At 75.0% G+C, this 21014-nt stretch carries 17 protein-coding genes; 4 read left to right on the forward strand and 13 right to left on the reverse strand.

Features of this window, described 5'->3' with window-relative positions:
* The first annotated feature begins 9 nt into the window (after positions 1 to 9).
* Positions 10 to 1446, forward strand: a complete 1437-nt coding sequence (locus ACFQ8E_RS15540; protein ID WP_430551467.1) for a DUF2252 domain-containing protein — start codon at positions 10 to 12, stop codon at positions 1444 to 1446.
* Between the two features lie 63 nt (positions 1447 to 1509).
* Here ACFQ8E_RS15540 and ACFQ8E_RS15545 read toward each other — a convergent pair whose 3' ends face one another.
* From ACFQ8E_RS15545 to ACFQ8E_RS15580, 8 genes are read right to left on the reverse strand one after another with little or no spacing between them, the layout of a single operon-like run.
* Positions 1510 to 1758 carry a DUF2630 family protein gene (locus tag ACFQ8E_RS15545; RefSeq protein WP_430551468.1) on the reverse strand — a complete coding sequence of 83 codons (249 nt, stop codon included), beginning with the start codon at positions 1756 to 1758 and terminating at the stop codon, positions 1510 to 1512.
* 44 nt (positions 1759 to 1802) lie between these two features.
* Positions 1803 to 2234, reverse strand: coding sequence for a GNAT family N-acetyltransferase (locus tag ACFQ8E_RS15550; protein WP_430551469.1), 432 nt, complete (start codon positions 2232 to 2234; stop codon positions 1803 to 1805).
* A 10-nt stretch (positions 2235 to 2244) separates the two neighbouring features.
* Entirely contained in the window at positions 2245 to 3615 is a 1371-nt protein-coding gene (locus tag ACFQ8E_RS15555; protein ID WP_430551470.1) for a cellulase-like family protein, read from the reverse strand.
* A 5-nt stretch (positions 3616 to 3620) separates the two neighbouring features.
* A complete protein-coding gene (locus tag ACFQ8E_RS15560) occupies positions 3621 to 4517 on the reverse strand; it encodes a carbohydrate ABC transporter permease (RefSeq protein ID WP_430551471.1) in 897 nt (298 codons plus the stop codon).
* On the reverse strand, positions 4514 to 5449 hold the full coding sequence (locus tag ACFQ8E_RS15565; protein WP_430551472.1) for a carbohydrate ABC transporter permease: 936 nt from the start codon (positions 5447 to 5449) through the stop codon (positions 4514 to 4516). Before ACFQ8E_RS15565 ends, ACFQ8E_RS15560 begins: the two co-directional genes overlap by 4 nt.
* On the reverse strand, positions 5446 to 6774 hold the full coding sequence (locus ACFQ8E_RS15570; protein WP_430551473.1) for an ABC transporter substrate-binding protein: 1329 nt from the start codon (positions 6772 to 6774) through the stop codon (positions 5446 to 5448). The genes ACFQ8E_RS15565 and ACFQ8E_RS15570 overlap by 4 nt, the downstream gene beginning before the upstream one ends.
* The gene (locus ACFQ8E_RS15575; RefSeq protein WP_430551474.1) at positions 6765 to 9224 is read right to left on the reverse strand and encodes a beta-galactosidase; all 2460 of its coding nucleotides are present in this window, start codon (positions 9222 to 9224) and stop codon (positions 6765 to 6767) included. The genes ACFQ8E_RS15570 and ACFQ8E_RS15575 overlap by 10 nt, the downstream gene beginning before the upstream one ends.
* A 39-nt stretch (positions 9225 to 9263) precedes the next feature.
* Positions 9264 to 12563: a DUF5107 domain-containing protein gene (locus ACFQ8E_RS15580; protein WP_430551475.1), complete on the reverse strand. Its 3300-nt coding sequence runs from the start codon at positions 12561 to 12563 to the stop codon at positions 9264 to 9266.
* 55 nt (positions 12564 to 12618) lie between these two features.
* On the opposite strand from ACFQ8E_RS15580, the gene ACFQ8E_RS15585 reads away from it, so the two are divergent.
* Entirely contained in the window at positions 12619 to 13533 is a 915-nt protein-coding gene (locus tag ACFQ8E_RS15585; protein WP_430551476.1) for a helix-turn-helix domain-containing protein, read from the forward strand.
* 21 nt (positions 13534 to 13554) lie between these two features.
* Here ACFQ8E_RS15585 and ACFQ8E_RS15590 read toward each other — a convergent pair whose 3' ends face one another.
* Positions 13555 to 14841 carry a cellulase-like family protein gene (locus ACFQ8E_RS15590; RefSeq protein ID WP_430551477.1) on the reverse strand — a complete coding sequence of 429 codons (1287 nt, stop codon included), beginning with the start codon at positions 14839 to 14841 and terminating at the stop codon, positions 13555 to 13557.
* A gap of 174 nt (positions 14842 to 15015) precedes the next feature.
* Positions 15016 to 15516, reverse strand: coding sequence for a nitroreductase family deazaflavin-dependent oxidoreductase (locus tag ACFQ8E_RS15595; RefSeq protein ID WP_430551478.1), 501 nt, complete (start codon positions 15514 to 15516; stop codon positions 15016 to 15018).
* Positions 15517 to 15532: 16 nt separating this feature from the next.
* Here ACFQ8E_RS15595 and ACFQ8E_RS15600 point away from each other — a divergent pair, with 16 nt between their 5' ends.
* Entirely contained in the window at positions 15533 to 15946 is a 414-nt protein-coding gene (locus ACFQ8E_RS15600; protein ID WP_430551479.1) for a hypothetical protein, read from the forward strand.
* A 58-nt stretch (positions 15947 to 16004) separates the two neighbouring features.
* Complete coding sequence (locus ACFQ8E_RS15605; RefSeq protein WP_430551480.1) at positions 16005 to 16628, forward strand: hypothetical protein; 624 nt, start codon at positions 16005 to 16007, stop codon at positions 16626 to 16628.
* A 56-nt stretch (positions 16629 to 16684) separates the two neighbouring features.
* On the opposite strand, the gene ACFQ8E_RS15610 is transcribed toward ACFQ8E_RS15605, so the two are convergent.
* From ACFQ8E_RS15610 to ACFQ8E_RS15620, 3 genes are read right to left on the reverse strand one after another with little or no spacing between them, the layout of a single operon-like run.
* Entirely contained in the window at positions 16685 to 19153 is a 2469-nt protein-coding gene (locus ACFQ8E_RS15610) for a beta-glucosidase (protein ID WP_430551481.1), read from the reverse strand.
* Positions 19150 to 20049, reverse strand: coding sequence for a carbohydrate ABC transporter permease (locus ACFQ8E_RS15615; RefSeq protein ID WP_430551482.1), 900 nt, complete (start codon positions 20047 to 20049; stop codon positions 19150 to 19152). Before ACFQ8E_RS15615 ends, ACFQ8E_RS15610 begins: the two co-directional genes overlap by 4 nt.
* Positions 20046 to 21014 (reverse strand): carbohydrate ABC transporter permease, encoded by a 969-nt coding sequence (locus tag ACFQ8E_RS15620; protein ID WP_430551483.1) that lies wholly within the window; start codon positions 21012 to 21014, stop codon positions 20046 to 20048. The genes ACFQ8E_RS15615 and ACFQ8E_RS15620 overlap by 4 nt, the downstream gene beginning before the upstream one ends.

Below are 21014 nucleotides of genomic sequence, written 5' to 3' on the forward strand. Positions count from 1 at the left end.
AGGTGGCCCATGAGCACCCGTGACGACGTGGCCGAGGAGCTCCCGCCGCCGCACGACTTCGCGCGCCGCGCCGAGCACGGCAGGAGCGCCCGCCGCCGCACCCCGAGGGCGTCCCACGCGGGATGGACGCCCCCGCCCGACCGCCCCGACCCGGTCGCCCTCCTCGAGGAGCAGGAGGCCACCCGGGTGCCGGAGCTCCTGCCGATCCGGCACCGGCGGATGATGGTCTCGCCGTTCACCTTCTACCGGGGCGCCGCGCTGCTCATGGCGACGGACCTCGCCCGGACGCCCGCGTCGGGGATCGTCACGCAGGTCTGCGGCGACGCGCACCTGTCGAACTTCGGCGTCTTCGGCACGCCCGAGCGGGCGATGGTGTTCGACATCAACGACTTCGACGAGACGCTCCCCGGCCCGTGGGAGTGGGACGTCAAGCGGCTGGCCGCCAGCGTCGAGGTCGCGGGCCGGCACCGCGGCTTCGACGCCGGCCGGCGCCGCGACATCGACCTCGCCGTCGTGCGGGCCTACCGCGAGCGCATGCTGCGGCTGGCGGGATCGGGCGTGCTCGAGGGGTGGTACGACCGGCTCGACACGGACCGTGTCGTGGCCTGGGTCGAGGCCGAGCACCGCGCGAAGCGGGTCGGCCGCAAGCAGGTCGACCGGCTGGAGGCGGACCTCGCGAAGGCCCGGACGAAGGACAGCACGCGCGCGACCGCCAAGCTCGTCGAGGTGGTCGACGGCGAGCCGCGGATCGCGGCCAGCCCACCGCTCGTCGTCCCCGTCGAGGACCTCGTGCCCCTCGCGCGCGACCGGGAGCGGGCGGAGGAGTGGATGCGGGGCCTGATCGCCTCGTACCTGCCGACGCTCCAGCCGGAGCACCACCCGATGGCGGAGTACTCGTACGTGCACCTGGCGCGCAAGGTCGTCGGCGTCGGCAGCGTCGGCACGCGGGCCTGGGTCGTGCTGCTGCGCGGCCGCGACGAGGGGGACACCCTCGTGCTCCAGGCCAAGCAGGCGGAGCGCTCGGTGCTGGAGCGCTTCCTGCCGCCCAGCCGGTACGCCAACCACGGCGAGCGGGTGGTGCGCGGGCAGCGGCTCATGCAGGCGGCCGGCGACGTCTTCCTCGGCTGGCAGCGCGTCGCGGGCGTGGACGGCGTCGTCCGCGACTACTACCTCCGCCAGCTCTACGACTGGAAGGGCGGGGTGGACGTCGAGGCGATGGACGCCCCGGGCGCGCGCGCCTACGCCCAGCTCTGCGGAGAGGCGCTCGCGCGGGCGCACGCCCGCTCCGGCGACCGCGTCGCGATCGCCGCCTACCTCGGCCACGGCGACGTCTTCGACCGGGCGGTCGCGGACTTCGCCGCGGACTACGCGGACCAGAACGACCGCGACTACGCCGCCTTCCTGGACGCCGTCGCGTCGGGCCGGCTCGAGGCCGCGGAGGCGTGACGGGCGCGCCCCCGCACGGGCATGGAGGTCTCGGCGAACCGGCCCCACGGTCCCGTCCCGGCCCTACCCGCGGTAGCGCTCCACGACCTCCGCGGGGCGGACGGTCGCCTGGTCCGGGTCGCCGCCGAACTCCCGTGCCGCGTGCCGCTGCCGCAGCAGGTCCCAGCACTGATCGAGCCGGGTCTCCGTCGCGGCGAGCTCGTCGTGCTCGGTGCTCGCGTCGATCTCACCCTTCGCGAGCCGCTCGCGCAGCTCCCGTTCCCGGGCGATGAGGTCGCTGATGGTCTGCTGGATGTCGCGGTCGGTCGCCATCGTCCGATGGTCTCGCGCCGGGGCGTGCGCGGCAGCCCGGAGCCTCAGGGCCGGGACGCCAGGACCATCCCGAGACTGTGCGGCGCGGACTCGACGAAGCCCATGCTGCGGTACAGGGGCCGGCCCGGCGCGTCCGCCATGAGGGTGACGTACGGGTCGGCGGGCGCGCGCTCGGCGATCTGGTCGAGCAGCCACCCGAGCACCCGCCGCCCCAGCCCCTGGCGCTGGTGGGCGGGCAGGGTCGCCATGTCGGCGACGTGGAAGTACCAGCCGCCGTCGCCGAGCACGCGCCCCATCGCGACGGCCTCCCCCGTCGGCCGGTGCCGCACGTGGACGAACGCCCAGCTGTTCGCGACGGCGTACCCCGCCTGCTCGGGAGTCTTCGGGCTCAGGCCCGCGTCGCGACGCAGCCGCACGTAGGCCTCGACGTCCGGTGCGGTGGGGACGAGCTCGTACGGGTCCGCGGCGTCGGTCATGCCGCCGACCCTAGGCGGCGCCGGCGACGTCCGGGTCCCCGGGCTCGCCGAGGATGACGGCGGTGCACTCGCGCTGCAGGTCGGCGTCGAGCCACATGGCGTGCTGCGGTGCGGCGTTGGAGCACACGACGGAGCCCCAGGCGCCGACGGCGTCCGCGTGCCGCACGGCGTCCCGGCAGATCTGCGCCCCGACCGGACCCTCCTCGAACCGGGTGTCGCGCGGGGTGTAGCCCACCCAGCCCTCCCCCAGCACGAGCGGGACGCCGAGCCGCGCCGCGTGGTCGGCGGCGACGCCGATCCACTCCCGCAGCCGCTCGGCCATCGCGATGCGGTGCGCGCCGTACCGCTCGTACAGCCACCGGTCCACGGCCTGCGGGTCGCACCAGTCGTGCACGTAGATCTCCGCGTGCCCGACGATCGACGCGCGCCGCTTCCACTCCTCGTCCGGCGGCGGCGCCCACTCGCCGAGCCGCGGCGCATCCGGCCGGAGCAGCTCGGCGTCGGCCCGCGCCTGCGGGAAGTCGGCGGGGTCGCCGCGCAGCGCGAACTCCCGCACCAGGTCGTCCAGGACGCCGTACACGTACGGGTGGACCCCGAGCACCTGGGCGTTGCGCGGCAGCCCCCGCATCGCGGTGACGGGCACGGCGGCGTAGTTCGGTCCGCACAGCACGTCGGGGTGGCGCGCGGAGAAGGCGGCGATGCCGCGCTCGAGCCGGTCGCGCAGCTCCACCACCGGGTCCTCGACGCCGGGCAGCCCTGCGGTGAGGTGCCCGGCCTGCACCTCGTTGTGCGGCTCGACGAACGCCAGGGCGTGGTCGAGCCCCTCGTCGCGCAGCAGGTCCACGAGGTCGGCCATCGCCTCGCCGAACACGGTCAGCCTGTCCTCGGGGGGCACGGCCTGGAGGGCGTCGTACCAGGCCCGGTCCGCGGCGAACGCCGGGCTCTGCTGGTACTCCCACGACGAGGCGATCACCGTCATGCCGTGCCGGTCGGCGCCGCGGAACAGCTCCAGCAGGTGCGCGCGGGCGTCGACCGTCGTCGGCTCGCGCACGTCGTACCAGCGCACCCGCGACGCGTACCCGCCGCCGATCGGCCCCAGCCGCAGCGCCGTCGTGTCGAGGCCGGACCGGAACAGCAGGAACGGCATCGCGCAGACCCGCACGGCGTTGTACCCGAGCTCCGCGGCGCGGGCGAACGCCGCGTCCAGGTCCTCGAAGGGCTCCCCCGGCCCGGTGCGCACGTACCAGGAGAAGTCCCACAGCGTGATCGCCAGGCGGCGGGGCAGGTGCGCGGGGACCCCCGCGGCGGTGCCTCCCGGCGTCGCGCCCGTCTGCCTCCGGTCCGGCGTCGACCGGTCCGTCACCATCTTGGGGTCCGTCATCTCGCTCATCCCTTCACCGCCCCTGCGGTCAGGCCGTTGACGAGCTGCTTGCGCAGCACGAAGAACACGATCAGCGCGGGGACGGCCGCGAGCACCGACCCCGCCATCACCAGGTCGTACTGCCGTCCCTCGGCGCCGAACAGCGCCTGCAGCCCCAGCGGCAGCGTGTAGAACTCGGGCTCGGCGATGATCACCAGCGGCCACAGCAGCGTGTTGTACGAGTTGAGGAAGCTCCACACCGCGAGCGCCCCGATCGCGGGCCGCAGCAGCGGCATGACGACCGACAGGAACGTCCGCAGCTCGGAGCACCCGTCGATGCGGGCCGCGTCGAGGAGCTCGTCGGGCACCGACTGCTCGGTGTACTGGCGCATCATGAAGATCCCGAACGCCGGCGCCACCCAGGGCACGACCAGCGCGAAGAACGGGTTCGCCAGCCCCAGCTTCGCGACGAGGACGAACAGCGGCACGACGATCACCGCGAACGGGATGGCCAGCGACGAGAACATCACGTCGAACAGCACCCGCTTGCCGCGGAACTCGTACTTGGCGAACCCGAAGCCGGCCAGGGAGCACAGGAAGACGGTGGCGACGGTGCTGACGGTGGCCACGACGGTGCTCATCAGCATCCACTGCCAGAACGGCTGCGTGGCGAGGAGGTTCGCGTAGCTGTCCAGCGTGGCCGGGTCCGGGATCAGCGCGGGCGGGAACGCGAAGATGTCGCCGCGGTCCTTGAACGACGAGGACAGCGCCCACAGCAGCGGCGCGACGTAGACCACGGTCAGCAGACCGAGCACCGCGTACAGCGCGGCACGGCCCGGGCGGAAGCGCCGCGGGGCGCGGGCCGCCCGCCCCGCCACGGGGGTCCCGGCGCGGGGTGCCCGCGCGAGGGTCGGAGTGCTCATCGGTTCCTCCCGACGCCGAACGCGCGGGTGCCGAGCCGGCCCAGCACGAACACGATGACGAACATGACGACGCCGGCGGCCGCGGCGTAGCCGAGCTCCTGACGCTGGAACCCGGCCCGGTAGACGAACATCGAGACCGACAGCGTGGCCTCGCCGGGACCGCCCTGCGTGAGCAGGAACGGCTCCTCGAAGATCTGCGCGGTGCTCACCAGCATCGTCACGGCGATGAAGGCCGTGACCGGCTTGAGCTGGGGCAGCGTGACGGCGAAGAACCGGCGCACGACGCCCGCGCCGTCGAGCTCGGCCGCCTCGTGCAGCTCGCGCGGGATGTTCTGCAGGCCGGCGAGGAAGAAGATCGTGAGGTACCCGGTCCAGCGCCACAGCACCAGCACCACGACGACGACGCGTGCCCACCACGGGTCGGTGAGCCAGGAGACGCCGCCGAACCCGAAGAGGGCCTCGAGCGTGGCGTTGAGCAGCCCGTACTCGCCGTCGAAGACCAGCCCGAAGATCAGGGCGATGACGATCGGCGACAGCACCACCGGCATGAAGTACGTGAGGCGGAAGAAGTCCCGCAGCCGCAGCCCTTTGGCGTCGAGGGCCAGCGCGATCAGCAGCGCCAGGGGCAGCACCACCACCATCGCGAAGACGGTGTAGAAGGCGGTGTTCGCCAGGGCGGCGCCGAAGCTCGCGTCGCGCAGCAGCCGGGAGTAGTTCGCCAGTCCCACGAACTCCGGGCTGCCCAGCCCGGCCCAGTCGGTGAGGCTCAGGTAGATCCCCGCCCCGACCGGCACCACCATGAAGACCGTGAACAGCAGGAAGAACGGGGAGATGAAGAGGTAGGGCGCCCACTGCCGCCCGCTCCCGCGTCGGGGGGCGCGCGCGGCGTCCCGGGTGGCCGTCGCCGTCGGCGGCCTGGTCAGGGTGCTCACTGCTGCACCTGCCTCTCGTACGTGCGCACCCCGGCCCGCAGCGCCTCCTCGGCACCGACCTGACCGTTGATGGCGCGGAGGATGGGGCCGCCGAGGCTGTCGCGCAGCACCGAGGCGCCCGCGGACTGGTAGAAGAGCGGCATGTCGGCCGCGGCGGCGGAGAAGACCTCGAAGACGCGCTGGCCGCCGAGGTACGGGTCGGTGATCTCCTGGAACTCGGGCGCGTCGTAGAGGTCGACCAGGGTGGGCATGTAGGCGCCCGCGAAGTACCGGGCGAGCTGGCCCTCCTCGGACAGGTAGGCCCGCTGCAGGAAGTCGGTCGCGGCGTCGGTCAGGGGCTGGTCCTTGAGCACCGCGAACGCGGTGCCGCCCATCGTGGAGGCGACGTGCCCCCCGCCCGCGAACCGCGGGATCGTGCGCGCCCGCCACAGCCCGGACTGGTCGGGCGCGTTCGCCTGGAGGCCGTACACCTCGTACCAGTTCGGCATGACGGTCGCGACGAGCCGGCTCCCCTTGAGCGCCGCCGCGGCGGCGCCGCCGTACGGGTCCGCGAGGGCGACGAACGCCCCCGTCCGGACGCCCTCGGCCATGAGCTCGAGCACCTCGACGGCCTCGTCCGAGAGCACGGCGAGGTTCCCGTCGGCGTCGTAGAGGTTCCCGCCGCGCTGCAGGAGCAGCTGCGTGAACCCGTTGACGATGGAGCCGTTGTCGCCGTTGGCCACCATCCCGATCGCCTGGCCGGTGTCCGCGGCGACCTCGGCCCCGACCTCGAGCAGCTCCTCCCAGGTGTCGACGTCCGCCGGGATCCCCAGCTCCTCGAAGAGGTCGGCCCGGTAGAACATCACCGAGATGGAGTTGTCCGACTCCAGCGCGTACACCTTGCCGTCCACGGTGTACGGCTGGGTCTTCAGCAGCCGGTCGCCCAGGGGCGCCGTCAGCGAGGTGAGGTCGACGAACAGGTTCTCCGCGATCCCGGCCCGCATGACGCGGGGGAACTGGTCGATCACCAGCCCGGCCAGGTCCGGCAGCGGCCGCTGCGCGACCGCCTGCGTCACCAGGCGCGAGACGATGTCGGCCGGCGCGACGGACGTGACGTCCACGCCGAAGGTCCACGCGCTGCCGCCGACGACGGCCGAGTCCGTGGCCGCCTGCGTGAAGTAGCTCGCGTAGCCGGGGTCGTGCGTCCACAGCCCGAGGGCCGCCGCTCCCGAAGGAACCGGCGCGGCCGCGGTCGTGGACGAACAGCCCGCGAGCGCCCCGCCGCCCGCGACGCCGAGGCCGGCGACGCCGAGCAGCCGCAGCACCTCGCGCCGGTTCAGGTCCACGACCGCTCCTCCCCCACGGCGAGCACCACCCGCGCCACCCGCACGACGTCGACCGCGGCGACGGCGATCCCGTCGGGCACGTCGCGCACGGACGGGTCCACCCAGACGCCGGTCTCGGCGCGCCACGGCAGCAGCTCCAGCGTCAGGCCGTCGCGGGCGACGTCGTCGCGCCACGGCGTGAGGTCGACGTCCCACTCGCGGCCGTGCCAGAAGTGGTCGCTCACGACCTCCCCTCCCACCAGCGCCCGGCCGACGTCGCCCGTCCACGCGACGCGCAGCAGCGCACGGTCGACGCCGTCCAGCGCGTCGGCGGGCACGTCCAGGTCCACGGGGGCGGCGCCGGAGAAGTCGACCGGCGCGCTGAGCCGGTCCATGGGACCGCCGTGCGCCGGCTCCGGCGGCGCGGGGGCGACCGGGCGCAGGTCCGACGCGACCCGGCGGCGCCCGGCGCCGGGGACGGACAGCGTCCACGTGGACCAGAGCGCGCCGGCCTGCTGGTCGGGGGCGACGTCGTCGGCGATGTCGGCGGCGACGTCGGCGCCCGTGGTCGTCGACGTCAGCGACGCCGGCGCGGGCAGCATCGACACCGTCACCGCCGGTTCCTCCGTGTGCACGACGAGCGCGCCGTCGAGCGCGTACGCCGGGGCGTCGGAGAGCACCAGGCGCTCGCGGCCGCCGACGTCGAGGCGGTACAGCCGGTCGGCCGTCGCCTCGTCGAGCACCAGCACGTCGACCCCGCCCGACGGGCCGCCCAGCCGGACCAGGGTGTCGGGACCCGGGCGACCGGTGAGGTCGAGGACCGTCGCGCCGTCCCCGGCGCGCGCCTCCACCGGACCCGTCGCCGTGACGTCGCCGTCGACGACGAGCTCGACGGGCACGCCGTCGGTCGCGACGAGCACGACGAGATCCCGCCCGGTCCCGCCGTCCGGCCCGGCGTCGATCCGGGTGAGCAGCTGCGCCGTCGCGCTGCGCAGCACGAGGCCGGCGCCCAGCGGGAGGCGGAGCGGCCACGCGACCGAGACGCCCGCCGGCAGGTCCACCGGACGCGTGGGCACGGTCACGGTCGCGTCGTCGAGCTCGACGGCGACCTGGACGCCCGACTGCGGCGGCAGCGGGCGGCGCGCCGGCTGGTACGTGGTGAGGAAGACGTACCCGCGGCGGCCGTCCGACCGCACCGACCAGCGCAGGTCCTCCGGGGTGTCGCTCCCCCCGCCCACGGTGGTCGTCATGGCCGCGATCTCGGCGCCGTCGGCCTGGAGCCACAGGTGCTGGCGGCGCAGCAGGTGGTGGTGGCGGCGCACCTGGCCGTGCTCGCCGACGGGGGCGCCGAAGTCGTAGGTGCGGGTGGGCACGTCGTTCGGGTACCCGGTGGCGTGCGACTCCTGCTCCGTGCCGTGCGGCCCGACGCGCTGGGTGCCGCCGGCGTACATGTAGTACCCCTGCCAGACGGAGCCGCTGCCGACCTTCGCGAGCGCGAGGGCGGCCACGTCGCCGGGCGTCACGAGCGGCCGCCGGTGGTAGGCGACGTGCATCCCGCCGCCGAGCTCGCAGGTCGCGTACGGCAGGGCGTCGTCGTCCTTGAGCGCCACCGCGTCGGGTGCCACGACGATGCCGTCGAGGGCCTCGCGCAGGTCGGCGCCCACCGAGAGGTCGTCGCGCACCGTGCTGTACCGGAAGTGCACGGGCGAGAACGCCGGCCACTCGGTCTCGGCGTCCTCCCAGAACCCGTCGGCGTACGCGCTGTACAGGGGAAGCAGGGTGGCGGGCACCTGCGCGCCGCCCCACCCGGTCGCGGTCCAGACCGGCACCCGCAGGCCCAGCTCCTCCGCGGTGGTGCGCAGGGTGGCGAGGTGCTCGGGCTGGTCGTAGAGCTCGTTGTCCACCTGGGCCCCGACGACCGGCCCGCCCTCGGCGTGCGTGAGGCCGTCGAGCTGCGCGACCGTCTGCGCGTAGTAGGCGCGCACCAGGTCGAGGTAAGCGGGGTCGTTCGTGCGCGTCGCCAGCCCGCGCTCGACGAGCCAGTCGGGGAAGCCGCCGTACCGCGCCTCGCCGTGCGCCCACGGCCCCAGCCGGACGACGACGTCGAGCCCGTGCCGGCCGGCCGTCTCGACGAACGCGCGCAGGTCGAGGTTCCCGTCCCAGCGGAAGTCGCCCGGTGCGGGCTCGTGCGCCTGCCAGAAGACGTACGTCGCCACGGAGTCCAGCCCGCCCGCCTTCGCGTGCCCCAGCACCTCCGACCAGCGGTCGCGCGGGACGCGCGAGTAGTGCACCTCGCCCGTCACGGGGAACCAGGGCCGCCCCGCCCGCTCGAGGTACCGGCTGGTCACGGCCACCGCGTCCGACGCGCCGGGCGGGTCGCCCAGCTCGAGGTGGTCGCGGCGCGGTGGGGACGGGCGGCGGGCCCGCACGCGGTGCGTGACGGACCGTCGGCTGTCGAGGGCGTCGGGCATGGGCTCTCTCCTTCGAGAAGCGGGGTCGGGGCGGGCGGGTCAGGCCGACGCGGTGGCGGCGACGTGCCGGTCGAGGGCGGCGAGCTGGTCGCGCAGGGCGCGGACGCGGTCGTCGTGGTCCTGCTGGACGTCGTGGGCGAACAGCAGCATGGCGGGCAGCGACGTCGCGAAGTAGTCGACGGTCGCGCGGCGGCCGTCCTCGGCCTCGACGTACCGCGCGAGGCCGTCACGCAGGTGCCGTGCGTCGTCCGCGCGCCCCAGCCGGCGCAGCGCGAGCACGGAGGCCGCCGTGCGCTCCGAGAACTCCTGGACGGCCATGCCCTCGAAGTCGCCCTGCTGGTCGGCGGCGGTGCGCCAGGCGTCCCGGGCCTCGTCGGCGCGGCCCGCGGCGTCGAGCGCGTCGCCGAGCAGCAGGTGCAGGTCGGCGGTGTTGGCGAGCGGGTGGCGCGCCTCCCCGAGCGACTGCGGCGGCGTGAGGGCCGCGGTGGCGTGCGCCAGCGCGGTCGCGGCGTCGCCGTCGTCCAGGGCCCGCCGGCCGAGGGCGAGGTGCGCGGCGTCCCAGGCGGCCAGCACCCGGCCCTCGCCCCCCTCCCACGGCTGGAAGGACCGGCCGGCCAGGGTGTCGAGCGCCTCGGCCGCGCTGCCGAGCGCGGTGTGCAGCTCCGCGAGCTGCACGGACAGGTCGTCGCGGGCGTCGACCAGGTCGGGCCGGTCGAGCAGCGACGCCAGGCGGCGCTCCGGGTCGGTACCCCGCCGCGCCTCGAGCTGGTCCGCCTCGTACAGCAGGCGGGCGTCGCCGGGGGCGAGGGCCCGCGCGCGGGCGTACCAGGCGGCCGCCGCCGCGGCGTCGCCGCGCACGTTGTAGGCCGCGACGCCGAGGTTCCGCAGCACGACGGCGTCGGTCCCGTCGCCCGCGGCCGCGACCTCCCAGGCCGCGACCGCGTCCTCGCGCCGGCCCGCCGCGTACAGGCGGTGCCCGGCCAGGCCCGCGACGAGCGGGTCCTGCGGCCACGCCCGGCGCAGCCGCGCGAGGGCGTCGTCGTCCGTGGCGGCCGGGAACGCCCAGTCGCGCGGGGCGCGCCGGGCCCGCTCGAGCGCGTCCGCCGCGGCCGCCCGGTCGCCGCGGGCCAGCTCCAGGTCGGCGCGGTGCAGCAGCGCGAGCGCGCGGACGTCCCGCTGCCCGCGCGGGGACGGGCGCGTCGCGACGTCCTCCAGCAGCTCGACGGCGTCCGCGACCTCCCCCGCCGACGCGTGCTCCAACGCGACGTCGAGCGCGATCGTCGGGTCGGGCGTCGGTCCCGTCGGGACGGCGAGCGCGAGTCGCGCCGCGAGGTCGCGCGCCCACGCGTCGAGGGGGTCGACGGCGAGCGTGCCGCGCACCAGGTCGCGGGCGCGGTCCGCGTCCCCCAGGCGTCGCGCGGCGACCGCCGCGAGGTTGCGGCCCTGCACGTGCTCCGGGCTGCGGCGCAGCAGCGCGTCGAGCTCCTCCGCGGCCTCGGCGTCGCGCCCCTCGGCGAGGTCGAGGCGCGCGGTCGCGACGGCCGCGGCGTCGCGCCACGCCTGGTCCCACGACGCCGTGCCCAGCGCCTCGCGCGCCTCGGCCGTCCGGCCCTGCCGCGCGAGGACGAGGCCCAGCCGGTAGTGCGCCTCCCCGTCGCGCGGGTTGGGGTTGCGCACCGTGAGGCGCGCGACCGCGGTGCGCAGCAGCCGCTCGGCCTCCTCCAGGCGGCCCGCGCGCGCCCGCCGGGCCGCGAGCGCCGTCGCGCAGCGCGCGTCCCCGGGGTCGCGGCGCAGCGCCTCGGCCCAGTACGGCTCCGGCGAGCGGGTCGCGTGCCGGTACTGGTCCAGGTGCAGGCCGGTGACGTACAGCTCGTCGACGGACGCGAGGTCCTCCGGCGCGGGCGGCTCGGTGGCGGGCTCCGGCGCGGGGGCGTCGGGGTCCGCCGCGGGCCGCGGGCGCCAGGCGACGAGCGTCGCGCCGTCGTGCTCGACGACGAGCTCGTAGGCGGTCGGGTCGACGCCGGCGGGCCCGGCCACCTCGCGCACGAGCGGCGCCCCGGGCACGACGTCGGCCCGCTCGTCCAGCAGCACCTCGCCGCCGGCCCGCAGCACCACCCGTGCCCCCGGCCGCGGGGAGGTGACCGCGACGCCGACGCGGACGGCCGCGCCCTCGACGTCGAGCCGCACCGCCGCGTCCAGGGTCGCCTGGTGCACGGGCCCGACGTCCTGGATCGGGTACCAGTACTGCGAGAACGTCGTCGTCTCCCCCGGGCGCAGGAACGCGAAGTCCGGCTGGTTGTCGGTGAAGACCCCCGCCATGAGCTCCACGTACGGGCCGTTCGTGTCCGTGAGGTGCCGGTCCCAGGCCCAGCCGAACGGCGCGTTCCCCCACGTCCACATCTTCTTGCCGGGCGAGACCCGGTGGTCCGCCCAGTGCACGAACCCGGCACGGGCGGTGTGGTCGTAGCCGCCGAAGAAGTCGTCCTGCGAGCCCAGGCACATGTACGACGTCGGCACGGGGATGTTGCGGTACCGGTCCAGGCGGTCGCCGTCCGGCCGCTCGGGCGTGCGCTGCGCCGGGTAGTCCACGCCGTAGTAGCGGCCCGACGCCGCGGGGAAGGTCGTCACGGCGCGCTTGGCGTGGTCGGCCACGACCGTCACGTCCGTGGGGAAGAACGCCTGGTAGTCGTCGTGCACCGCGGCGGCCACGTTGGCCCACCACAGGAACGTCTGCACGTCGTCGGTCCGGTTGACGAGGCGGACGCGCAGCTCGACGAGCGCGCTGTCCGGGCGCAGCCGCACGCCGTGCATCCCCTGCATGCGCGCGAACGGGTCGTGGTCGGAGCACCACACCGTCACCGCGCCGTCCGGCTCGTGCTCGATCCACGCCTCCGTCGGCAGGAACGTCGCGGGCCGGTGGTGCTGCGGCCAGTTGAGCTCTACGCCCCCCGAGAGCCACGGCCCGAGCAGCCCGACCAGCGCCGGCTTGATGACGTCGTTGCGGTAGAAGAAGTCGTAGCCGCGCGTGCGGTCGAGGCCCACGTGGATGCGCCCGCCCAGCTCCGGCAGCACCATGAGCCGCACGTACGCGTTCTCCAGGTGGATCGCGTCCCACCCGCGGGGCGCCTTGGTCTGCTCGACGCGGTCGACGAACGGCATCGGGTACACCGCCCCCGACGACCCCTGGTACACCCGCTGGTCCAGGTAGGCCGGGTACCGGTCCGGCTCGCCGATGTCGTACGTGTCGATGGACACCGGCTCGCGCCACCCGCGCACGGGCCGGTCGGCGAGGCTGTCCGGGGCGGGCGGCAGGACGATCCGCGACTCTTCTCCTGGCATGCGACGAACGTAGGCCGCTTGACCGCGCGGCACGATGGGCGATTCCCTGGGACGCATGGACGAAACGACGGCCGAACGCGGCGTCGCGGCCGAGGTCGGGGGCGAGGGCGCGCTCCGCGACGGCTTCGCCGGCCAGCGCATGGTCGTCGTGCCGCGCCCGGCGGTCCGCGCGGCCCTCGCGCGCCCCGTGACGGCCCGGTTCGTCGTGACGGACGCCGGGTTCTTCCCGCACGCCGCCCGCCACGGGCGGTCGCGACCCGACGGCGCCCGGGAGCACGTCCTGCTGGTCTGCACCGACGGCGCCGGTTGGTGCCGCACGCCGGACGGCCGGTTCGACGTCCGACCCGGGGACGTGGTGCTGGTGCCGGCCGGGTCGTCGCACGAGTACGCCGCCGCCGAGCACGACCCGTGGACCCTCTGGTGGCTGCACGCCACCGGCCGGGACGCCGACGAGCTCGTCCGCGCGGCACGCGAGACGGCCGGCGGCCCCGTGACCCACCTCCGGGACCCGGCGCCCGTGGCGAGCCTCGTCTCCCAGGTGATCGACGCGCTCGACGCCGGCACGGCGGGCGGTCTCGTGACCGCGACCGGCGCGGCCTGGCACGCCCTCGCCCTCGTCGTGGCGACCGGACGCCGCTCCCCCGGCCCCGCCCCGGACCCCGTGGAGCGCGCCGTCGAGCACCTGCGGTCGACCGCCCCGCGCCGCACGTCGGTGGAGTCGCTGGCGGCCATGGTCGGACTGAGCCCGTCGCAGCTCGGCAGCCTGTTCCGGGCGCAGGTCGGTACTTCGCCGCTGCGCTATCAGACCGGGCTGCGGATGGCCCGGGCGCGAGAGCTCCTCGACAGCACGGACCTCCCGGTCACGGCCGTCGCGCAGGCCAGCGGGTACGACGACGCGCTGTACTTCTCGCGTCAGTTCACCCGCGTGCACGGGTCGTCACCGACCGCCTATCGCGCCCGGGGCCGCTGAGCGGACGGCGCGTGCTGCCCCTCAGGCGGCGGCGTCGCCCAGGGTCAGGCGGCGGTTCCAGGTCCGCTGCCACTCGACGTTGTCCCAGCCGGGGTGGTGGGGCGCCGAGTTGGAGCCGAGGACGGCGCCCCAGGCGCCGAGCTCGATGCACCGGGTGATCGCGCGCTCGGCGATGCCCTGGCCGACGGGGCCGTCCTCGAACTCGGCGAGCAGCGGGGTGTAGCCGACCCACCCCTCGCCGATCACGAGAGGAGTGCCCGTGCGCCGTGCGTGGCGCGCCAGCACGTCGAGCCGCTCGTCGACCGCGGTGCTCATGGCCTCCCGCCACCGGCCGTAGTTCTCGTACAGCCACCGGTCCCAGCGCGCGGTATCCATCCAGTCGTGGCTGTAGAACATGCTCGCGGAGACTCCCGTGGCGGACAGGCGCCACGGGTCGACCTTGCCCTCGTACGACGCCATGTCCGGGGCGTCGTCGCGCAGCAGGGACCGCAGCTCCGGGGAGGGGAACCCGTCGACGGCGCGCACCCCGGCCCACTTCTCGAGCGCGCCGAGCACGCCGTAGACGTAGATGTGGAAGTGGGCGACCTCGCCGTTGTCGGGGACGGCGCCGATGTCGAGGTGCGGCGGGATGCCGTAGCAGGTCGTGGCGAGGATGTCGGGGTGGCGCTCCTGCATGCGGGCCACCGCGGACTCCACGAACGGGCGCTGGGGCCAGTAGACGTCTGCCGGGCCGCCACCGCCCGCCAGGGAGAGGCGGCTCAGGTCGACCTCGTTGTGCAGCTCGGCGTAGGCGATGCGCTCGGCGAGGCCGTGGTCCTTGAGGAACTGCACGAGGTCGGACATGGCCTCGGCCATGACGCGGTGGCGGTCGTCCGGATCCACCGCCATGAGGGCCTCGTACCACTCCGGTCCCTCGAGGAACGCCGGGCTCTGCTGGTACTCCCAGGACGACAGGATGACGTGGCAGCCGTGGCGCTCCGCCGCCCGGAAGAGCTCCAGGAGGTGGGCCCGGCCGTCGAGGACGGCCCCGCCGGCGGCGTCGTACCACCGCGTCCTGACCCCGACGTCGCCGCCCATGCTCGTGAAGCGCAGCGCGGCGGTGTCGATGCCGTGGTCGCCGAAGAGCAGGAACGGCATCGCGCAGATCCGCACGGTGTTGTAGCCGCGCTCGACGGCCTGCTCGAACGCGACGTCGAGATCGGCGAACGGCTCACCCGGGGTGGTCCGGGTGTACCAGGTGAAGTCCCACAGGCTGATCGTCAGGCGGGAGGGGAGGTGCGAGGGCACCTTCGACACGGGGTGGGGCACGGCGCGGCCTTCCGGTGATCGGGTGTCGTGCTGGTCAGTCGTGCGATGCGCCGAGGCACGAGGACCGCGCCGCCGCCGTGGCGTCGCACCCTCGTCCCCGAGCGGCCTGACGATCACGGTAGAGACGCCGCGCGGGGGCGGGGAATGTCCGATCCGGCGGACGACATGGACGAATCAGCGGTCGCCGGCGTCCGCCCGCTCGAGCACGACCAGCCGCACCACGCGGCCGGACTCCCGCTCGTAGGCGCGATACCCCGGCCACTGCGCCTCGATGCGCGCCCACAGCGCGTCCCGCTCGCCGTCGTCGGTGACGGGGGTCGCGCGGACGTCGAAGCGCCGGCCGCGGACGCTGACGGCGGCGTCCGGGTGCGCGAGCAGGTTGTACGTCCACGCGGGGTGGCGGTCGCGCGCGAACGACGTGCCCGCGACCACGAGGCGTCCGGCGCCCACGGGCGTGTACATGAGGTAGGTGTCGCGCGGCTCGCCGGACCGGGCCCCGGTGGTGTGCAGCACCAACGAGGGCACCAGCACGGCCGAGAGCTGGAACCGGCCGCGCGTGAGCCGCGCCAGCGCGCGTTCCACGGGCGGCAGCACGACGGGGGCGACGGCCCGGAACGCGCGCGTCCGGGTGATCGGCGCGACGACGGACCGGACGACGTGCAGCACGCTGGCCATGCCCCATTCTGGGGTGGTGCCCTCGCCACGGTCGTCCGCACGCGCCCTGGGCGTGGTGCGCCTGCTCTGGGTGGCCGGGTTCCTCGTGGGGACGACGACCCACGTGGTCGACCTGGTGCTGGGCGGCACCGACGTCTACGCCGGGTATCCCGCGGGCGTCCGCGCGTTCTGGGTGGCGCTGACCGTCGTCGACCCGCTGGTCGTGACGCTGGTCCTGCTGCGGCGGCGGGCCGGGGTGGCACTGGGCGTGGTGGTGATGGTCGCCGACGTCGCGGTGAACGGGAGCATGCTCGCGGCCACGGGCGACGGCCTGGCCGCCCTCGTGCCGCAGTCGCTGTTCGCGGCGTTCGTGCTGCTCACCGCCCGGCCGCTCGCCCGGCGGCTGGACGAGTCGCGCCGCCCCGCGGGGAGGAGCACGACGGCCCCCTAGACGGTCACGCCCCGGACCTGCCGGCCCGGCCGCGCGGCTGGTTGCGTACGATCGGCGCGTGGATCCCGTCGCCGTGGCCGAGCCCGCCCCCGCCCGCCCCCGGAGGCAGAGGGCTCTCGTGCTCGGCGCGGTGGGGCTGGCCGCCGTCGCAGCCGTCGCGGTGCCCTGGGTGGCGTCCGAGAGGTCGGCCGCCCGCGAGCGGAGCGTGGCCACCGCGGTCGAGGCGTGCCAGACGATCACGCCGACCGCCGACCTCGCCGACACCGCGGACCCGATGCGGGTGATCGCCTCGGAGGTCCGCGACGACGCGGTGCTGACGTTCGTCGCCGCGGACGCGCCCCTCGACCGCACCGCCCTCTGCGCCGACGAGATCGGTGCCGCCGATGCACAGGGCGGCGTGGGGTTCGGCGCCGACGAGCCGCGCGAGCTGCCCGCGCCGGGCATCGCCACGCTGATGGGCACGGCGGGCACGGGCGACCAGGGGTGGAGCGGCGCCTGGGGCTATGCCGGCGACGACGTGGTGGCGCTGACCGTCACGACCGACGCCGGCGACGACGTCGCGGCCACGGTCACGGACGGCTACTGGGTCGTGTGGTGGCCGAGCGGCGACGCCGGCGCGCTCACGACCGGGACCCTGCGCACGCGGGACGGCAGCACGGGCACCGTCGACCTGGGGGTCTGACCGCGTCCCCCGGCACGCGTCCCGGGTGGCCGCCGCCGGCCACCCGGGACGCACCGTCACGCCACGGTGGACGTCACCACCCGCGGGTCGGCGACGGTCACCTCGTAGGTGTCGCCGGTGACGACGAGCGTCGCGCGGGGCGTCGCCGTCCCCGGCAGGTCGCGCTTCTCCGAGCGGCGGGCGCTGGTGATGGCCCCGCCGGTGGCGTGCTGCACGTCCTCGGCCTCGGCGTCGGGCGTGGCGGCCACGTGCGACCCGACCCACACCTCGGCGTCGCCCGGCTCGACGACGCGCACGAGGCGGCGGTCGGCGAACGCGAGCCGGGTCGTCGGCACGGCGAACGTCACGACGACGGACTCCCCCGGCTCGAGCGCGACGCGGCGGTACGCGAGCAGCTGCGCCACGGGCCGGGTCACCGACCCGACCACGTCGCGCCCGTAGAGCTGCACGACGTCCGACCCGGCGACGGTCCCGGTGTTGGTCACCCGGACGGCCGCGGCGAACGTGCCGCCCGCGGCGACCTCGCCGTCGACGGCCAGGTCGGTGTACGCGAACGTGGTGTACGACAGGCCGAAGCCGAACGGTCGCAGCGGCGTCGAGTCGGTGGACGTGACGTCGGACGGCCCGCCCAGCACAGGGTGCAGGTACGAGTACGGCTGCGCCCCGGCCGACCGGGGCAGCGACACCGGCAGGCGGCCCGACGGGTTCATCGCGCCGGCGATCGCCGCGGCGACCGCGGTGCCGCCCTCCTCGCCGGGGAAGAACGCCTGCAGCACCGCGCCCGGGCGCCGGTCGTCGGAGTCGCCCGCGACGTCGAGCGCCCAGTCGATCGCGTACGGCCGACCGCTGAGCACCACCATGACGACGGGGGTGCCGGTGGCGAGCACGGCCTCGACGAGCCCGCGCTGCACGCCGGGCAGCTCCAGCGACTCCGCGTCGTTGCCCTCGCCCACGGTGCCGCGGCCGAAGAGGCCCGCGTGGTCGCCCACGACGACGACGGCCACGTCGGCCGACGACGCGGCGGCGACCGCCTCCGCGAAGCCGGACGTGTCCTCGCCCTCGACGTCGCAGCCCGCGGCGTGCACCAGCTCGGGCTGCGGCAGCCCCGCGGAGCGGAACGCGCCGCCCAGCGACTCGAACACGGTGGGGATGTGGAAGCCCTTCGGCACCTCGGGGTGGTGCGCCAGCACGTGGTTGGCGAACGAGTAGCAGCCCATGAGGGCGTCGCTGCGGTGCGCGTTGGGGCCGACGACGGCGACGCGCACCGGCGCGGCGCTCCACCGCGTCAGCGGCAGCACGCCGTCGTTGCTGAGGAGCACGAGCGACTCCTCCGCCAGACGACGCGCCACGTCCCGGTGGGCGGGCGAGTCCAGGTCGACGACCGCGGGCGGCTCGCCGGCGAAGGCGTCGTCGTCGAGCAGCCCGAGCTCCTCCTTCTGCGCGAGGGCGCGCAGCACGGCGCGGTCCACGTACCGCTCGTCGAGCCCGCCCGCGCGGACGACCTCCGCGAGCGGCTCGAGGTAGGCGTCGCCCGACGGCAGCTCGACGTCGAGGCCCGCCGCGAGCGCCTGCGCGGCCGCCTGCCCGCGGTCCGCGGCCACCCGGTGCATCACCTCGAGGAACGCGACGCCGAAGTAGTCCGCGACGACGGTGCCCTCGAAGCCCCACTCGTCGCGCAGGATCCCGGTGAGGTGCTCCGCGCTGGCGTGCATCGGCACGCCGTCGACGTCGACGTACGACGCCATGACCGACCGCACGCCGCCGTCACGCACCGCCATCTCGAACGGCGGGAGGAAGACGTCGGCCATCTCCCGCGGGCCCGCCGAGACGGGCGCGTGGTTGCGACCGGCGCGCGACGCCGAGTACCCGACGAAGTGCTTGAGCGTGGCGTGCACGCCGGCGTCCTGCAGGCCCCGCACGTACGCGGTGCCGACCGTGCCGACGAGGTAGGGGTCCTCGCCGATGCACTCGTCGACGCGGCCCCAGCGGGGGTCGCGCACGACGTCGAGCACGGGCGCGAGGCCCTGGTGGATGCCGAGCTCCCGCATGGACCTGCCGATGACGGCGCCCATCTCGGCCACGAGGTCCGGGTCGAACGACGCGCCCCAGGCGAGCGGCGTGGGGAACGTCGCCGCCTTCCACGCGGACAGGCCCGTGAGGCATTCCTCGTGCACGAGGGCGGGGATGCCGAGGCGGGTCTCGCGCCGCAGCCGCTGCTGCTCCGCCCACAGCCAGGCGGCGCGCTCCGCCGGGTCGACCGGCCGCGTGCCGTACACGCGGGTGTAGTGGCCGATGCCGTGCCGGGTGACCTCCTCGAGGCGGCCGCCGTCACCGGCGGCCATCTCGCCCTGCATGGGGGCGACGACCTCGCCGCCCTTGTCGAGCCAGTAGCCGACCAGCTGCGCGAGCTTCTCCTCCAGGGTCATGCGGGCGTGCAGCGCGGTCACGCGCTCGGACACCACGGGCAGCGCCGGCAGCTCCGGCACCGTGGGGACAGGGTGGGTCACGTGCTCTCCTTGGGTCATCCCTTCACGGCTCCCTGCAGGCCGTTCACGATGCGCTTCTGCATCGCGAGGAAGAACACCAGCGCAGGGATCATCGCCAGCGTCGTGAAGGCGAACACGCCCGCGGTGTCGGCCGAGTGCTCCGAGGAGAAGTCGGCGACGCCGAGGGGCAGCGTCCGCATGTCGCCCTGCAGCAGCAGCAGGGGCAGGAGGTAGGCGTTCCAGGAGCCGACGAACGCGAGCACGCCCACGGTCACCATCCCCGGCCCGGACAGGGGCAGCAGGATCCGCCAGAAGAACCCGATGCGGCTGGCGCCGTCGAGCTGCGCCGCCTCCTCGAGCTCGGTGGGCAGCGCCTGGAGGAACGGGCGCAGGATGACGACCGTCATCGGCAGCGCGAACGCCGCCTGCGGCAGCGCCACGCCCCACCACGTGTTGCCCATCTGGTAGTTCTGCGTGATGAGGATGAACAGCGGGATGATCGCCACCGTGGCGGGGAACAGCAGCCCGATCACGAACACCATGAACAGCGCCTCGCGACCCTTGAAGCGGTACCGCGCGAGGGGGTAGGCGGCCATGATGCCGAACACCACGACGACGGCGGTCGTGACGACGGCGATGATCGTGGAGTTGAGGAAGTACCCCCAGAACGGCGAGTCCGCCGCGAGCACGCCGGCGTAGTTGTCCCACACCCACGGGCTGGGCAGGCCGGCCGGGTCCTCCGCGAGCTGGGCGTTGGAGCGGAACCCGCCGAGCACGCCGTACAGCACGGGCCCGAGGGTCACCGCCACCACGACGAGGGCGATCGCGTAGACCAGCGGGCTCCCGCCGGAGAACGACTTCTTCCGCGCCCCGCCGGACGACGCACGGGCGGGGTTGCGGCCAGAGGTGCGGGCGGGGGTCGTCACGGCGCTCATCGGCCGCCCTCCTTGCTGTCGCGGCTCAGGATGAACTTCTGGTACGCGAGCGCGAGCACCAGCGCGATGACGAACAGCACCACGGAGGCGGCGCCGGCGATGCCGAAGTTCTGCCGCTTGGTGCCCTCGTTGACGAGGAACGTCGCCATCGTCGTCGTGGCGTTCGCGGGCCCGCCGCCGGTGAGGATCCACACCATGTCGAAGAGCTGGAGCGAGCCGATCATCGACAGGAAGCCCCAGGTGCGCATGGTCGGGCCGAGCAGCGGGATGGTGATGCGGCGCTGCACCTGCCACCAGGAGGCGCCGTCGAGCTGTGCGGCCTCGTACAGCTCGTCGGGCACGCCCTGCAGGCCGGCGAGGAAGAGGATCACGGCGAGGCCGAGGTACTTCCAGGTGAGCACCACGAGCACGGTCCACAGCGCGTACTCGGGCGTGCCGAGGAAGCCCTGCTCCGGCCCGTGCAGGCCCACGGCGGCGAGCAGCGTGTCGATGACGCCGTACTGCGGCTGCAGCAGCTGGAACCACACGACGCCGGCGATGACCTCCGCCAGCACGTACGGCACGAAGATGATCGTGCGCAGCAGGCCCTGGCCCCACATCTTGCGGTTGAGCAGCAGGGCGATCGCGAGCCCGAGCGGCAGCTGCAGCAGGATCGAGCCCACCACGATGATGAGGTTGTGCACGACGGCGTCGGTGAACACCTCGTTGGTCAGCACCGACACGTAGTTGCGCAGGCCGACGAAGTCGACCATCGGGCCGAAGCCCTTCCACTTGTACAGCGACATCTGCACGGCGGTGGCGATCGGGACCACCACGAAGGCCACGAGGAGCGCGAGCGCCGGCGTCACGAACAGGGCGATCTCCGCCCGCTTGCGCCATGCGGCGGCACGGCCGCGGCGCTCCGGACGGCGGTCCGCCGACCGTGCCGGGGCACGGTCGGCGGACCGGACTGCGGTGTCCGTCAT

It is taken from the genome of Isoptericola sp. NPDC056573, assembly GCF_042793335.1.
Taxonomy (GTDB): domain Bacteria; phylum Actinomycetota; class Actinomycetes; order Actinomycetales; family Cellulomonadaceae; genus Isoptericola.